Raw genomic sequence first — 15,328 nt, forward strand, 5'->3', positions numbered from 1 at the left:
GCCGTCCTGACAAGGTTCCCGCGGTGCTCATCGGCGCCCCGCTGTCGGCCGCGGTCAATCCACGAAGTCCACCCCGTTCCGAGCTGCCGAGTTCATTTCCGAGACCCTCGTATGCTGGGCGTGTGAGGCGGACTTCTTTTGCTAACTGGCCCTGTTCCATCGCGCGCACGATGGATCTTCTCGGTGACTGGTGGACGCCCCTGGTGCTGCGGGAGGCGTTCTACGGGATCAAGCGGTTCGACGCGTTCCAGCAGGAGCTCGGCATCGCGCGCAACACCCTGACCGACCGGCTCCGGCGGCTGGTCGACGAGGGGCTCATGGAGAAGCGGGCCTATCAGACGGACCCGGTGCGCTACGACTACGTACTCACCGAGATGGGCCGGGACTTCTTCGGGGTGCTGGCCGCCATGAACAGTTGGGGCAACCGCTGGCTCAGCGGTGAGCAGGGTCCGCCGGTCGTCTTCCACCACGAACGCTGCGGGCACCAGGCCGAGGCCGCCGTCGTGTGCGCCGAGTGCGGTGAGCCGATGACGGCCGAGGACACCCGTCCGCGACTCGGCCCCGGCTATCCGCCGCACCTCGCCGAACGGCCCGACATCCAGAGGCGGTTCACGGACTGACCGCGTCGCGGCTTCTGCGATTGTTTTCGTACCCCCTCCCCGCTCTCCGAGCTCGTTCTGCTTCCCGCTTCCGGTCCCGTGCCGGGAGCGGTTTTCCTTGACAGGTAAGTCTATCTACGCAACTCTCAAGCTCAGAGCCCTGGGAGAGGTGGAATCCTGGGGGACGAGAGGAAGGCCGGAGACTCATGGAGTGGACGGGTGCCCGCTACGCGGACCAGCCGACCGTCGATGTGCGGACACGGATCGACGCTCCACCGCGACGGGTGTGGGACCTCGTCTCCGACATCCGGCTGATGCCGGATCTGAGCGCGGAGCTCCAGTCGGCCGAGTGGCTCGACGGCGTGACGGCGCCGCGCGTCGGCGCCCGCTTCGTGGGGCGCAGCAGGCACGAGTCGCTGGGGGAGTGGGAGACCACCTCGTACGTCGTGGAGTGCGAGCCCTTCCGGGCCTTCGCCTGGGCCGTGTCGGACCCCGAACACCCCAGCGCCGTATGGCGGTTCGCCCTGGAGGAGGCCGACGGCGGTACGGAGCTGACCCAGTGGATGCGGATGGGGCCGGGCCGTTCGGGGCTGTCCTTCGCGATCGACCGGATGCCGGAGAAGGAGGAGAAGATCGTGTTCGTGCGGATGCGGGAGTTCGAGCGGAGCATGACGGACACCGTCGCGGCGATCAGGAAGCTGGCCGAGAGCGCGGAAGGGGCGGGTGCGTGATGCGTACCTCCACGACGATCGAGGCGTCGACGGGCGACTGGCGGGAGACCGTCGACTTCGTGGTCGAGGCCGAGAAGCTCGGCATGGACATCTGCTGGGTCGCGGAGGCCTGGGGCTCCGAAGCCCCTTCTCCGCTGGGCTACTTGGCGGCGAGGACCGAGCGGCTGCTGCTCGGCTCCGGGATCATCCAGCTCGGGACCCGCACCCCGACGGCCATCGCCCGTGCCGCGATCACGCTCTCCAACCTCTCCGAAGGGCGCTTCCTCCTCGGCCTCGGGCCCTCCGGGCCCCAGGTGATCGAGGGGCTGCACGGAGTGCCGTTCGCGCGCCCGCTGTCCCGGATGCGGGAAACCGTGGAGATCGTCCGGCAGGCGGTCGTCGGGGAGAAACTCGCTTACGAGGGACGGGAGTTCACGATCCCGCTGCCGGGCGGCGAGGCGCGGCCCATGCGGATGTCCATGCGGGCCGAGCACGACCTGCCCGTATATCTCGCCACGCTCTCGCCGAAGATGCTGCACCTGACGGGTGAGATCGCCGACGGCTGGCTGGGCACCAGCTTCGTGCCCGAGGGCGCCAAGGAGGCCTACTTCGACCACCTGGACGCGGGCCTCGCCGCGTCCGGCCGCGGCCGTGCCGACCTCGACATCTGCCAGGGCGCCGAAGTGGCCTTCGCGGAGGACGAGGACGCGCTGCGCGCCATGGTCGCGGGCCGGAAGAAGGAACTCGCCTTCAGCCTCGGCGGAATGGGCTCCGCCACCACCAACTTCTACAACGCCGCCTACAGCAGGCAGGGCTGGGCGGAGATCGCCGCCGAGATCCACGCGCGCTGGCAGGCCGGGGACCGGGACGGCGCCGCCGGGCTGGTGACCGACGAGATGGTCCTCGGCACCACCCTGATCGGCACCGAGGACATGGTCCGCGAGCGGCTCCGTGTCTGGCGCGCCGCGGGAGTCGACACCGTCCGCTTCTACCCCGCCGGGGCGACCCTGGACGAACGGCTCACCACGCTGGGGCGCGCGCTGGATCTCGTGGCGGAGCAGAAGGGGACGCCCGCCGAGTAGCTCGCCGGGTTCCGCCCCGGGCCGGCGTGCGGCCGACCGCCGTCGAGACCATCACCCGATCAGGGGAACCCCCGTGGCGGGGGAGGCGTGGCGGGCGGACGCTCGAACTCCCCGGTGCTTCCGGCACCGGGGACGGCCGGCGGCCGACAGCGCAGCGAGGTGGTCGAGCATGAGCCAGGATTCTTCGGTGCCTCCGGGCCCCCCGCCCGGTGGCGGCACGGGATCCCAGCCCAGCGGCGGAGACATGCCGCTGTGGGGAGACCAGTGGTCCGGGGCCGCTCCCGCCGCGGGAGGCATGGGACCGCCGCCCTCCGGCAGCAGTGGCTGGGCGGCGGGCGGAGTCACCTTCGCGGGTGTCCTCATGCTGGTGAACGGCGGGCTCAACATCCTCCAGGGCATCTCCGCGATCGCCAAGGACGACGTCTACACGCGCGTGAACGACTACGTCTACCGGATCAACCTCACCGGCTGGGGCTGGATCCTGCTGATCCTCGGCGCGATCGCCGCCGTCACCGGCTGGGGGATCCTCAAGGACGCCGCGTGGGCCCGGGTCACCGGCATCGTGCTGGCCTCGCTGAGCATGCTCTTCCAGTTCATGTTCCTGCCGTACGCGCCGATCTGGTCGGTCATCCTGCTGGCCATCGACGTCTTCGTCATCTGGGCACTGGCCACGTACCGGCCCGACCGCCGACAGCCGCGCTGACGCGGCCCCCTCCGCCGAGTGGAGCGAGACACGCCATGGATGACGTCACCGACCGGACGCGAGCGGGTCTGCCCGCGCGCGGCGCCGCGGGCACCGACGACGATCCGGAGACGACGTGAGCACCGGAGACGTGAGCGGCGCCGCCAACGGTGCCGGGGCGAACAGCGCCGGTGCCGGTGGTGGCGCGGACGCGCGCGAACTGGCCGAACTGCGGGCCCGTGTCGCCGAACTGGAGAAGCGTCCGCCGAGAGTCGAGCACCACCGCGTCCGGTCGACCTTCGCGGTCGTACTGATCCTCCTCGCGGCCCTGCTCACCCCGCTGAGCGCCGTCGCGGCCTGGTCGAGCGATCTGATCGGCAACACCGACCGCTACGTCGCCACCATGGAGCCGCTCGCCTCCGACAAGGACGTCCAGGACGCCGTCGCCAACCGGGTGACCAAAGCGGTGATGCAGCACGTCGACGTCAAGACACTGCTCGAATCCGCCGCCCCGGCGGACCGGCCCGAACTGACCAAGGCGATCGGCCCGCTGAGCGGTCCGATCACCAGCGGCCTCACCGATTTCGTGCACACGGTGGCCCTGAAGTTCGTCAGCAGCGACGCGTTCGCCACCCTGTGGACCCAGCTGAACCGACGAGCCCACGCCGCCGTCGACAAGGCGTTGACCGGAAAGGGCGGCGGCGCGGTGAAGCTCACCAACGACGCCGTCGTCATCGACCTCGCCCCCGTCATCGACCAGGTCAAGCAGGCCCTCGTCGACCAGGGGCTCAGCATCGCCGCGAAGATCCCCCAGGTGCACACCAACTTCACGGTGATGACCTCCGACTCCATCGGCAAGGCCAAGAAGATCTACCGGCTGCTCCAACTGGTCGGGTTCTGGCTGCCGGTCCTGACGCTGCTGCTGGCGGCGGCCGGTGTGCTGCTCGCCGTCCGCAGGCGCCGCGCCCTCGTCACGGCGGCGCTCCTGGTGGCGGCCGGGGCAGCGGTCCTCGGCATCGCCCTGTGGATCTTCCGGGAGATCTATCTCGACGGTCTGCCGTCGGACGTGTCCCAGCCCGCCGCCGAGTCGGTCTTCGACACCCTGGTGCGCTATCTGCGGACGTCGGTACGCCTCGTGATCACCCTCGGCATCATCGTGGCGCTGGCGGCCTGGCTGACCGGCAGCGGCCGGGCGGCCTCGCGGGTCCTCGCCGGCTGGAGGGGCGGCATCGGTGCCGTGCGTACGTCGACCGGGGCCGAACTGGGCGCGGTCGGCGCGTGGGTGCACCGCGCCAAGACCTGGCTCGTCTGGACCGTCGTCGCGGTCGCCGCCGCCATCCTGCTCGTCTGGAACTACCCCACGGCCGCCGTCACCATCTGGATCGCCGTACTGGCCCTGCTGGCCCTGGCGATCGTCGAGTTCCTCGACGACGACGGCACCCCGCACCTGCTCGGCTCCGGGGGCGGTCCTGTCACGGGACCGCCCGAGGCCAAGAGCCCGGCCTGATCCTCCGGCGCCGAAAAGCACCTGACAGAGCGTCGGCGCCGGGCTACGCTCGCCCCGATGATGACTTCCTCCCTGATCAGATGGGGGGACCCGTCCGCGCAAGGTGAGTGCTGATGCTCACTTCGACCGCGTACGAGGATTCCCTCCGCTCCTTCTGGCCGCGCGTGCGTGACTTCGCCGTGCCGCCCACCATGATCGAGACCGCGACCGTCCGCCGCCGTCAGGGGGACTGGGCGGGGGCGTGTGCCGCCGCCGGTGTCGACATCGACTTCGATCTGCGTTCGCCGGCACGTACGCACGGCCGCGAACTGGCCTCCCGAATCCGCCATGATCTACGCCGGCTGGCTCCCGACCTGCTGCGCTGGCACATGTCGAGAGTCGCCCCCGACGGGCTGCTGCGTCCCGGCCTCACCATGACCCTGGCCCGGTACGACCGCCCCGCCGGGCGGGATGACGCCGATCCCGTACGGCCCGTGCACCTCGTGGTCCGTACGCCGCCGGCCTGGGCGGACGGCGGCCAGCGGATCAGCCTCGCGCTCTGGGACGGGGCTCCCGGCGCGTCCCGCGAGCGGTTCTCCTTGGACAGTGGCGCCCGCCGTCATCCACACCCCCGTCCCAGTCGCCGGTACCGCCTGGATCTGCACCGACACCTGTGGGACACCCGCAGGACCGACGAGCTGCGGGTCCGTTCCGGGGCCGACCTGCCGACGGGCGACGACCGTTCGGGGGGAGGGGATCCGCCGGTACCGGTGCCCCGGGATCTCGGCTGCGCCGTCGGCAGGTGGGCGGACGAGGCGGCGATCGTGCTGCGCGACGAGGGGCGTACGACCGGCACGGTCGCCGTGCGGCTCTGGACGGGCCGGTGGCTGCTCCTGGACGTGGCGGCGGACCCGGCAGGCGTCGGGCCGCCCACCCTGCGGATCACCGAAGCGCCCGCCGGCTGGAGCGGCGGTGATCTCACGGTGCCGGTCCTGCCCGACGCCGCGACCTGGGTGCTGCCCGACCTGGCACTGATCCGCGCCGGAGCCGTCGACCCCGAGCGACTGCATCCGCTGGTCGCCTCGGCGTTGGTACCGGGACACAGCCCGTCCGGAGCCGACCGGACCGTGGCGCTTTCCGGCGCCGACGGGAACGCGGCACGTTCGGGAGTCGACCGGATCGTGGCAGCTTCCGGAGCCGGCGGGAACGCGGGGCGTTCGGGAGTCGACCGGATCGTGGCAGCTTCCGGAGTCGGCGGGACCGTGTCACCTTCCGGAGGCGATGGGAACGCGGACGCCTCCGGAGGCGATGGGCACGCGGCGCCGTCCGGAGCCGACCGGAACGCGGTCCCCGTGGGGTCCGGCGGGTACGCGGTTTCCTCCGGAGCCGGTGGGCGCGCCCCTTCGGGGCCCGGCGCGCACCTGGCGGCGGGAGCGACGCGCCTCGTGGAATGCCGGGGAGCCCGGCACCGGATCGGCCTGGTCGACGGCGTGCTCGCGCCGCTCGACCACGATCCGGCCGAGATCCGCAGGGAAGAGCTGCTGCTCGCCCTCACCGGCACACCGCTTCCCTGCCTCCGGGCCATCGACGAGGCACACCGGCAGCCTGAGTGTCTCCACGGCGTCCGCGAACGGCTGCGCCACGGCGACACCGCCGGTGCGCTGGCCGTCGTCGAGGGACTGCTGGGCCCCGACGCGGTGCTGCGCGGCGGCGCCCTGCGGGACGAACTCCGGGCAGCCGCGCGGCGACGCCTCACCTACGGACTGTTCAGAGCCGGGCTGACCCGGCCCGGACCCGCCGGACTCGCTCCAGGGCCCGTCCGGCCCGCCGGCCATCGCTCCCACCCGCGTGACACGACCGGCCGCTGACCGCTCCTCCACCACTCACCCAGAGCCAGTTGACCGCCCCCGGGATCAAATCCCGTGCCAGGGCGGCTCGTTCACGAACCCAAAGGTGATCAAATATGCCCATAAGTACCCTGTTCGTCGAAGCCGAGGCCCACACCCACGACGAAGCCGACGCCCTCGCGGCCCCGGCCGACCCCACCCAACTCGACGTGGCCGACGCCCTGTCGGCCCTGCTCCGCGTCACCGGTACCGAGCCGCGCCCCGACAGCCAGCTCGAAGCGCTGACCCTTGCCGTCGCCGCCGATCTGCCCGTACTCCTGTGGGGTGAACCGGGGATCGGCAAGACCGCAGCCCTGACCCAGCTCGCCGAGACCCTGGACCTGCCCCTGACCACCGTGATCGCCAGTGTCCACGAACCCTCCGACTTCTCGGGACTGCCCCTCCTCGGCGACGACCCCGCCGAGCAGGGCGTGCCCATGGCCCCGCCGGACTGGGCGGTGCGGCTCGTACGGGCCGGCCGCGGACTGCTGTTCCTGGACGAACTGTCCACCGCGCCCCCGGCCGTTCAGGCCGCGCTGCTCCGCCTCGTCCTGGAGCGGCGCATCGGAGCCCTTCAACTGCCGCCCGGAGTACGGATCGTGGCCGCCGCGAACCCGCGCTCCTCGGCGGCCGACGGCTGGGAACTGAGCCCGCCGCTGGCCAACCGGTTCGTCCATCTCCAGTGGGCCCATGACCACGAGGTCGTCGTACGGGGGCTCGGTGGCACCTGGCCGCGGGCGAACCTGCCACGGCTCGACCCCCAACGGCTCCCGGAGGCAGTGGACTTCGCCCGGCGCGCGGTGTGCGGGCTCCTCGCCGCCCGCCCCGCACTCGTCCACCGGCTGCCCAGCGGCGAGACCCGGCGCGGCGGTGCCTGGCCCTCACCCCGGAGCTGGGAGACGACCGTGCGGCTCGTCGCCTTCGCGCACGCCGCCGGTTCCTCCCGGGACGTGCTCTCCCTGCTGGTCAGGGGCGCCGTGGGCGACGGCCCCGGACTGGAACTGCTGGCGAGCGTCGACCGCATGGACCTGCCCCACCCCGAGACCTTGCTCGCCGACCCGGCGGCCGCCGTCCTGCCCGAGCGGGGGGACCTGCGCCAGGCCGTCCTCGACGGCGTGGTCGCCGCGGTCCGCAAGCGGCCCGACCGGACCCGCTGGGACGCCGCCTGGGCGCTGCTCGTACGAGCCCTGGACACCGGTGCCCCGGACCTGGTGGTCGTTCCCGCGACGACCCTCGCGACGCTGCGCCAGGAGGACTGGGACGTCCCCGCGTCCATCGAGCGGCTCGCCGGGGCGGTGGCCCTCTCCCGACGCGCGGACGACGCGGCGGCCCGTGTCGCGGTCGCCGCCGAGGCGCGCCGATGACCGCCACCGTGCCCGGGGCTCTGGACCTCGACAAGCTCTACGCCGCCCGGCTGCACGCGGCGCGGGCCCGGCCCTACCTGGCGACGGCGCTGTTCGCCCTCAACACCGTCGAGTCGAGGTGGGTGCCGACGATGGCCGTCGACCGGCACTGGCGGTGCTACGTCTCGCCCGGCTTCGTGGACCGCACCCCCGTCGAGGATCTGGCCGGTGTCTGGGTGCACGAGGTGTCGCACCTGCTGCGCGACCACCACGGGCGCAGCGAGCGGTTCGCCCGCGAACACGGGCTCACCGGTCCGGCGGAACGGCTGCGGATGAACATCGCCGCCGACTGCGAGATCAACGACGACGCGTTCGGGGACGGGCTCGTCAGGCCCGAGGGCGCCGTCACCCCGCAGTTCCTGAACCTGCCCGCGGGTGAGCTGATGGAGGACTATCTGCGTCAGTTCCGGCTCGGGCCGCGTACGCAGAGTCTCGCCTGGCTGGACTGCGGCAGTGGCGCCGACGGACGCGAACGGGAGTGGGACCTCGGGCCGGACGGCGCGCACGGGCTCAGCGCGCAGGAACGCGACGCGGTCCGCTTCCGGGTCGCGCAGGGCATCAAGGCGCGGCCCGGGCGGAGTCCTGCGGGATGGGAACGGTGGGCGGAGAAGGCCTTCCACCAGCCGCAGCCGTGGCGGGAGTTGCTGGGGGCCGCCGTGCGCTCCGCGGCCTCGGGGCCCGGTGCGGGGGAGGACTACACCTACGGCCGGCCGTCGCGCCGGTCGGCCTCGGTGCCCGGTGTCGTCCTGCCGACTCTGCGCCGCAGACCGCCGAGGGTGTCGGTCGTCATCGACACCTCCGGGTCGGTCAGCGACGCCGAGCTGGGCGGCGCCCTTCTGGAGGTCTCCGCGATCTCCCGTGCCGTGGGCGGCCGCCGTGACCTGGTCACCGTGGTCTCGTGCGACGCTGCGGCGGGGGTCGCGCACCCGCTGTGCCGGGCCGAGGGGATTCCGCTCCTGGGCGGCGGCGGTACGGATCTGCGCTCGGGTTTCACCGCGGCGCTACGGGCCCGGCCACGCCCCGATGTCGTCGTGGTCCTGACCGACGGGCAGACCCCGTGGCCGGATGCGCGGCCCCCGTGCCGGACGGTCGTCGGCCTCTTCCCGCGCGGGGACGGCTCCTGGGACGAGGACGATCCCGACTACGTACCCGACGCGCCGCCCGCCTGGGCCCGCGTGGTCGAGATCGGCTAGGGCCCGTGCACCAACTCACGCCGGACAGACGGGAAATGGCGGACAGGTTCTAGGTCGCGTCCGCCAAGTGTCGCCGGGCAGGGGAGACTTCACGGATACTCCGTAGGGCCTGACCGGGCGTGATCCGACGCCCCTCACACGCTGTACCCGCCGTCCACCCCCAGCGCCTGCCCGGTGATGAAGCCCGCGCTGTCCGAGGCCAGGAACGCGACGGCCTCGGCGACGTCCCGCGCGGTGCCGAAGCGGCGCAGTGGGGTGTTGCGGCGGGTGATCTCCAGTGCCGTGTCGTCGAGTTCACCGGAATCGATCAGCCGGGCCGCGATGCCGTCGGTCAGCATGCCGGGTCCGACGCAGTTCACCCGGATGCCGTAGCGCCCTTCCTCGGCGGCCAGGGCGCGGGCGACCGCCTCGACCGCCCCCTTGGGCCCCGAGGAGAGCCCGTCGCGCACCGGATACCGGCGGGTGGCCACGGTGGTGACGGCGACGACACTGCCCCGGCTCTCCCTCAGCAGCGGCAGCGCGGGATGCACCAGGTTGAAGAACGCGCCCGCGTCCACGTCGAGTTGGGCACGGAACTCGCTCGGCGTGACCCTGCTCAGGTGCACCATCGGCACGTGCGGGCCCGCCGCGTGGACGAGAGTGTGCAGTCCGCCGAGCGCGGCGGCCGTCTCGTTCACGGCGGCGGCGACGGCCCGCTCCTCGCCCAAGTCGAGCCGCAGAGCGCGTACTCGGCGCCCCTGTTCCGCGAACTCCTCCGCCGTCTCGGCGGCGAGCGCGTCGGCGGCCGCCCCTCTGGAGCGATACGTGAACACGACGTCGCTGCCCCGCTCGGCGAGTATCCGCACGACCGCCGCGCCGATGCCGCCGGTGCCGCCGGTGACGAACGCGACCCCTTTCCGGTGCGCGAAGTCCGGGCGACGCGCGAGATCCGACGGTTCCGGCATGGGCTTCACCGTCCCAGGGAGTCGGGAGTCGGGAGACAGGCCATTCCAGCACGTCCGTCCCGCCGGCACCAGAAGGCGGACGGGAGCGGGGGCGGACGGGGCCGGGGAGGCAAACGGGGCGCGGGCTCAGGGCCGGGTCGTCGGCAGATGGAGGTCCGTGCTCGACAGGGTCATCGGCGACGCCGAGACGGCTCGCAGACGGATGCGGACGCCGGCTCGTGGGAGCGTGAACCTGCCGTCGGGGGGCCGGAGTTCGTAGCGGCCGAAGGCGTGGCCGGCCAAGGTGGCGGGGCCGGAGGTCACCGACCAGTAGCGGCTCATGCCCTGGCCCGTGGTCAGCGTGAAGTGCGGACTCAGCGCCGCGGCACCGAGGTTGGTGACGCCGACCGTGAGTCCCGTCAGGGTGTGGGCGGCGCGGCGGGCCTCGGTGACCCGCATCCGCAGCGGCGGTGACCCGGTGGCCGCCAGGCCCACCACGATCGCCGACGGGGCCAGCAGCAGGACGACCGCGGCCACCCGGGCCCCGCGCCGGTGCGGACCGCGCAGGAAGGCGGGGCGGGGCTGCCACGCGGTGCGGAACGACTGCCAGGGCGCGGTGATCACGGCGGCCACCCACAGCGGTGTCATCAACAGGTAGTAGCCGTCCTGTGAACGGGTCGCCGCGTAGAACGCGCACCAGGGCAGCACCGTCGCCGCCGGCCCCAGCCGCCGTACGAACAGCACGAACAGTGCCAGCAGCCCCGCCGCGAGCAGCAGGCTCCCGTGCGCGTACCAGGCGATGCGGTCGCTGCCGTCGGTCAGATACAGCGAGATGCCGACCAGGCCCTGTCCGTGGACGTCCGCGTCCTGGGTGAGGGGCAGGGCGATCCCGGAGAACCAGGAGCGCGGCTCGCTCACGACGAAGTACGCGTTGATCAGCAGCCAGGTGGTGGCGGCGACGCCCGCGATCCGGCCCACCGCCAGCGCCGCCGGCCGCGCGCCCAGGTCGCCGCGGCGCAACGCGTACACCCCGGCCAGCAGGAACGGCGCGAGGAACCAGGGGAGTTGCTGTGCCGCGCAGGCCGCTCCGAGGCAGGCCGCCCGCACGAGGTCCGCCCGTCCTCCGCGGCCCGTCCGTGGCCATCCGATCACCACCGGGACGAGCAGGGCGCAGGCGAGGACCGCCGGATAGCCGAGCCGCGCGTACGTCGGCAGCAGACCGAAACCGAGACAGGCCAGGGTCGCGGCGGACCGCCACGGCACCGGCAGCATCCGCCACATGACGGCCGTGCCCGCGATCAGGGCCCCGGTGCCGACCATCGTGGCGGCGGCCGCACCATGTCCGACCCACAGCAGTGGCGCGGTGAGCAGGAGCGCGAGCGGCGGATAGCCGTACGTGTAGTCGTAGCCGCCGTTCATCGTCGCGGTGAGGGCGACGCCGTGGCCGAATAGCCGCGGCCAGGGACGGCCGTAGACCTGGTGCCCGGCGACGAACTCGTGGGCGGCGCGGGTGGTGAGGACCGACTCGTCGCTGCCCTGGTGGTTCATGATCAGCCCGCACACGACGAGCGTCACCGCGGTCACCAGGACGACGAGGTCGAGCCGCGCCAGCGAGCGGCCCCGGCGCACGACCAGGGTCAGTACGCCCGTCGCCAGGATCGAGGCGTAGCAGAGCGAGACGACCGCGGCCACGAGGAGCCGGTGGCTCGCGGCCTGCGCCCACAGCGGGCGCGTACCGATGAACAGGCTGATGTCGGCCAGGAGGGTCAGGGCGCGGTGCCATTGTGCGGGCGCCTCGTCCGGGTTCCATCGCGCGACCGGCCCGCCGGGCGAGGCCTTCGAAGGGGCCTGCCGGCGGACGGGCGCCGTCGTGATTTCTGCCGAGTACACGGCCCGATACGCTAATTCTCGCCGGTGAGCGGGGTGCGACGGGACGTGAAGAGTCCGGTGTGAGGCCAGTAAGAGCACGTCGGCCGGTGGCCGGGCGCGTCAGGCGTTGGACAGCGACACCTCGGTGGACTTGATCAGCGCGACCACCTCGGAACCCTCCGCGAGGCCCAGGTCCGCGACGGCGTCCTTGGTGATCGCGGAGGTCAGTTCGCCGCCCGCGACCCGGACCTTGACGCGGGCCATGGCGCCGCCGGAGGTGACGTCGGTGACCGTGCCCGGCAGTTGGTTGCGGATGCTCAGGCCGTCGACCGGGCCGGTCGCGAGGGAGACCTCCGTGGACTTGACCAGCGCCCGCACGGCGGAGCCGGACGTCAGACCGAGTTCCCGTACGGCCTCCAGGGTGACGGCCGCGGTGATCTCCTGTCCGGCGTCGAGCCGGACCTTCACCGTCGCCATCACCTCACCGGGGGTGACGGACGTGACGGTGCCGGGGAGTTGATTGCGGATGCTCAGGCTCATGCGGAGGCCTCGCTTGCCGGGCTGGGTGATGGATACGGGCGTATATGCGTAGCTTGCCGTACGCGCCGGTTCCCGTTCCGGGTCGCGGACCGTGTCGCTGTTGGGCCGAACGGGTGACCATGCGTAAGAATTGCCCGGTGCAGACAACGAGTGCGAGCCAGGACGGGGTGGATCGATGACCCGCCACGACGTCACCGATGAACAGTGGGAGGGGCTCGCCCAGGTCGTTCCGTTGCGCGGCCGGGACGCCTGGCCGTCGGCGGTCCGCCATCGGTCGATCCCCGAGGCCGAGACCGAGACGCGGCGCCGCTTCGTGGTCCTGCGGGTGAACGTCTTCGCGGACGCCCGCGACGTCGCCGAGACGCTCATGTCCGGCGTCCCGGTGCTCCTCGACCTGACCGGCGCGGAGACCGAAGTCGCCAAGAGGGTCCTGGACTTCAGTACGGGCGTGGTCTTCGGCCTGGCCAGCGGAATGCACCGGGTCGACCGGAACGTGTTCCTGCTGACGCCTCCGGGGACCGAGGTGCGGGGTCTGATGGAGGGGGTCGGCGTTCCCGGCCGCTGACGGTGCCCGGCCTCGAGTGCCTGGCCTCGATCGGGGGCCGCGTCCCCCGATCGTAGGAAGGTCCCCCGGGCGTAACGGTTCGCCCCGCCGCGGAGGCCTACCGTCCGCATATGACTCTGTCCTCGTCGGAAGTGCCCGTGGCGGTGAAGGCGCGCCCGGTCCGTCCGGGTGTCACCGAGCTGCGGCTCGCCGCCTTCGCCGCCCACCGCCGCGTCCGGTTCCCGCTCGGACCGTTCACCCTGGTCACCGGCCCCAGCGGCAGTGGCAAGACGGCCGCCCTGCGGGCCTACGAGGCGCTGGCGAGGCTGGGTTCCGGAGCCGGGCTGGCCGAGGTGTTCCCGGACCCGGTCGCCTGTGTGCCCGAGCGGTCCCGGCCCGACGCCCAGCTCCGCCGGGGCTTCCGCATCGGCTGCACGGTCGACGGACCCGAGGGGCCGGTCCGGCTCGACGTCGCCGTCCAGGCCGAACCCGAACTGCGCCTCGTGGGCGAGCGGTTGTCGGCGGGCGGGCGGACGCTGCTGGAGACGGCGCTGCGCGATCCGGGCCGCCGGTCCGTCCAGGCGGCCTGGTACACCGGCGGGTCCTCGGCGGTGACGCGGGTCCCGCTCCCCGACGACCGCCTCGGCACCGCGTTGCTGCCCCTGCGTGTCGCGGGCCGCACCGCCGGGGAGCGCCATGTCCTGGCCGCGGCCGAGCAGACGGTGCTCGCCCTGCGGTCCGTCTATGTCTGCGATCCGGACCCGGACTCCATGCGGGCCCCCGTTCCGCTCGGCCCGGGGCGGCTGCTGCGCGGCTGCGGCAACCTCGCCGAGGTGCTGCGGCGCACCCGGTCGGAGTGCGGCCACCGGTACGCCCACCTGGTCGCGGCGGTGCGCGCGGGATGCGCGGGCACGGTCACCGACGTCCTGGCCGACGTGCTCGGCGACGGCACGGTCCGTGCGCTCCTCGACCGCGGGGACGGCGTCCGTACGCCGCTCGGGCTGCTCGGCGACGGCGAGTTGCGGTATCTCGCGCTCGCCCTCGTGCTCCTCACCGGGCCCGGCGTCCTGGAGGTCGACCCCGCGGGCGAGGTGCCGGCCGCGCTCCAGTCGCTGACTGTCCTGGCCGACGGCCTCGACCGCGGACTGGACGCCCGGCAGGCCGGGGAACTGGTCCGGCTGGCGGGCCGCATGTGCGAGCGGGGGCACATCCGTCTGCTGGGCGCGGTGAGCGACGGGGCCCACGCGCTCGGAGCGGCCGGGGTCACGGTGATAGACCTGACGCCGTGAGTGAACTGGACGTAGCGACGCTGCAACGCAGACTGGCCGAGTTCGCGGCCGCGCGGAACTGGCAGCCGTACCACACCCCCAAGAACCTGGTCGCCGCCCTCAGCGTGGAGGCATCCGAACTCGTCGAGATCTTCCAGTGGTTGACGCCGGACGAGTCGGCCCGCGTGATGCGGGACCCCGACACCGCGCACCGCGTCACCGACGAGGTCGCGGACGTCCTCGCGTACCTCCTCCAGTTCTGCGAGGTGCTGGGCATCGACCCGCTCGCGGCCCTCGACGCGAAGATCGACCGCAACGAGGAGCGCTTCCCGGCGCCGGGGGAGCCCTGACGAACCGGTCGTCCTGCGGCACACAAAACGGAATCTGACACTCTCTGTAGTTGTCGTGGTGCTCCGATGTGATTCCGTGTCCGCAGATTTCGGGCTTCCTCTGGCTTTTCGTCTCAAGGGACTTCACTCTGGGTAGTGAACAAGGGAGTTCGGGTGGACGTGCGAGAGCGCGTCGGACAGACGGGGGCAGCGCATGGAAGCGGTGCGGCTCATCGCGGCGAGCAGACGTGCCCTGGCGGAGAGCGGCGAGACTCCGGAGGTGATGGCGGAGGCGTGGCAGGCGCATTCCCTGGCCCAGGGGATCGGCAGCCGCCTCGCCGTCTCCGGACCCCCTGAACTCCGGGGCGAGGCGCTGGGGTTGACCGAGCTGGCGGGCCGCGGCTGCGGAGTGCTCGGCGACCACGCGCTCGGGGTCGGCGCCTTACGGGCCGCCCAGCTCACGGAGCTGGGCGACGCGCGCGAGGCCCTGCTCTGTCTCGGAGGCCTCCTCGCCGAGGTCGGCATAGCCCTGGTCGGCATCGCCTGCGCGGCGGACGACGAGGGGAGGTACTGGCAGTGCATGGAGGCGATCGACGCGGCGGACGAGTCCCGGGACCGCGTCCTGGAGATGCTGAGACGCCTCGCGGTACGGGACGAGAAACGCGTGGTGGAGCGGGACCCGGCCACGGGGTAGGAACCGGCGAGGCCCGTGCCGTCGTCACCCGTCGCTGTCCGGCGCCCGGACGGGTGCGGCTCGAGCCGCCGCCATCACGGGTCGACCGCCGACCGCCGACCGCCGACAGCCGACAGCCGT

15 protein-coding genes are annotated in these 15,328 nt (G+C 72.7%); 12 read left to right on the forward strand and 3 right to left on the reverse strand.

Translation table 11 applies throughout. The features are described from left to right. The first annotated feature begins 170 nt into the window (after positions 1–170). The 8 genes from ACIQ7M_RS29255 to ACIQ7M_RS29290 all read left to right on the forward strand — a co-directional run bounded on the left by ACIQ7M_RS29255 (position 171) and on the right by ACIQ7M_RS29290 (position 9,041). Positions 171–620: a helix-turn-helix domain-containing protein gene (locus tag ACIQ7M_RS29255; protein WP_355763033.1), complete on the forward strand. Its 450-nt coding sequence runs from the start codon at positions 171–173 to the stop codon at positions 618–620. Positions 621–805: 185 nt separating this feature from the next. Then, the gene (locus tag ACIQ7M_RS29260; RefSeq protein ID WP_403650004.1) at positions 806–1,330 is read left to right on the forward strand and encodes an SRPBCC family protein; all 525 of its coding nucleotides are present in this window, start codon (positions 806–808) and stop codon (positions 1,328–1,330) included. Beyond that, complete coding sequence (locus ACIQ7M_RS29265) at positions 1,330–2,391, forward strand: LLM class flavin-dependent oxidoreductase (protein ID WP_403650195.1); 1,062 nt, start codon at positions 1,330–1,332, stop codon at positions 2,389–2,391. The genes ACIQ7M_RS29260 and ACIQ7M_RS29265 overlap by 1 nt, the downstream gene beginning before the upstream one ends. 169 nt (positions 2,392–2,560) lie before the next feature. Then, positions 2,561–3,094 carry a hypothetical protein gene (locus tag ACIQ7M_RS29270; protein ID WP_386986314.1) on the forward strand — a complete coding sequence of 178 codons (534 nt, stop codon included), beginning with the start codon at positions 2,561–2,563 and terminating at the stop codon, positions 3,092–3,094. 115 nt (positions 3,095–3,209) lie between these two features. Beyond that, positions 3,210–4,580 carry a hypothetical protein gene (locus ACIQ7M_RS29275; protein WP_355763025.1) on the forward strand — a complete coding sequence of 457 codons (1,371 nt, stop codon included), beginning with the start codon at positions 3,210–3,212 and terminating at the stop codon, positions 4,578–4,580. Between the two features lie 113 nt (positions 4,581–4,693). Next, a complete protein-coding gene (locus tag ACIQ7M_RS29280) occupies positions 4,694–6,427 on the forward strand; it encodes a hypothetical protein (RefSeq protein ID WP_403650007.1) in 1,734 nt (577 codons plus the stop codon). A gap of 95 nt (positions 6,428–6,522) precedes the next feature. Then, positions 6,523–7,809, forward strand: coding sequence for an AAA family ATPase (locus ACIQ7M_RS29285; RefSeq protein ID WP_403650010.1), 1,287 nt, complete (start codon positions 6,523–6,525; stop codon positions 7,807–7,809). Further along, positions 7,806–9,041: a VWA-like domain-containing protein gene (locus tag ACIQ7M_RS29290; protein WP_403650013.1), complete on the forward strand. Its 1,236-nt coding sequence runs from the start codon at positions 7,806–7,808 to the stop codon at positions 9,039–9,041. Before ACIQ7M_RS29285 ends, ACIQ7M_RS29290 begins: the two co-directional genes overlap by 4 nt. Positions 9,042–9,175: 134 nt before the next feature. Here ACIQ7M_RS29290 and ACIQ7M_RS29295 read toward each other — a convergent pair whose 3' ends face one another. From ACIQ7M_RS29295 to ACIQ7M_RS29305, 3 genes are all read right to left on the reverse strand, one after another. Next, positions 9,176–9,985, reverse strand: coding sequence for an SDR family NAD(P)-dependent oxidoreductase (locus tag ACIQ7M_RS29295; protein WP_403650016.1), 810 nt, complete (start codon positions 9,983–9,985; stop codon positions 9,176–9,178). Between the two features lie 126 nt (positions 9,986–10,111). Then, on the reverse strand, positions 10,112–11,734 hold the full coding sequence (locus ACIQ7M_RS29300; protein WP_403650198.1) for a hypothetical protein: 1,623 nt from the start codon (positions 11,732–11,734) through the stop codon (positions 10,112–10,114). Positions 11,735–11,953: 219 nt separating this feature from the next. Continuing rightward, positions 11,954–12,373 (reverse strand): molybdopterin-binding protein, encoded by a 420-nt coding sequence (locus tag ACIQ7M_RS29305; RefSeq protein WP_403650019.1) that lies wholly within the window; start codon positions 12,371–12,373, stop codon positions 11,954–11,956. 175 nt (positions 12,374–12,548) lie between these two features. Here ACIQ7M_RS29305 and ACIQ7M_RS29310 point away from each other — a divergent pair, with 175 nt between their 5' ends. The 4 genes from ACIQ7M_RS29310 to ACIQ7M_RS29325 all read left to right on the forward strand — a co-directional run bounded on the left by ACIQ7M_RS29310 (position 12,549) and on the right by ACIQ7M_RS29325 (position 15,208). Then, on the forward strand, positions 12,549–12,938 hold the full coding sequence (locus ACIQ7M_RS29310) for a cell division protein SepF (RefSeq protein WP_355763009.1): 390 nt from the start codon (positions 12,549–12,551) through the stop codon (positions 12,936–12,938). 110 nt (positions 12,939–13,048) lie between these two features. Further along, positions 13,049–14,206, forward strand: a complete 1,158-nt coding sequence (locus tag ACIQ7M_RS29315) for an ATP-binding protein (RefSeq protein WP_355763006.1) — start codon at positions 13,049–13,051, stop codon at positions 14,204–14,206. After that, on the forward strand, positions 14,203–14,535 hold the full coding sequence (locus tag ACIQ7M_RS29320) for a nucleotide pyrophosphohydrolase (protein WP_355763003.1): 333 nt from the start codon (positions 14,203–14,205) through the stop codon (positions 14,533–14,535). Before ACIQ7M_RS29315 ends, ACIQ7M_RS29320 begins: the two co-directional genes overlap by 4 nt. A gap of 193 nt (positions 14,536–14,728) precedes the next feature. After that, positions 14,729–15,208, forward strand: coding sequence for a DUF6099 family protein (locus ACIQ7M_RS29325; RefSeq protein WP_355763000.1), 480 nt, complete (start codon positions 14,729–14,731; stop codon positions 15,206–15,208). Positions 15,209–15,328 lie beyond the last annotated feature (120 nt).

It is taken from the genome of Streptomyces sp. NPDC096324, assembly GCF_044763015.1.
Taxonomy (GTDB): domain Bacteria; phylum Actinomycetota; class Actinomycetes; order Streptomycetales; family Streptomycetaceae; genus Streptomyces.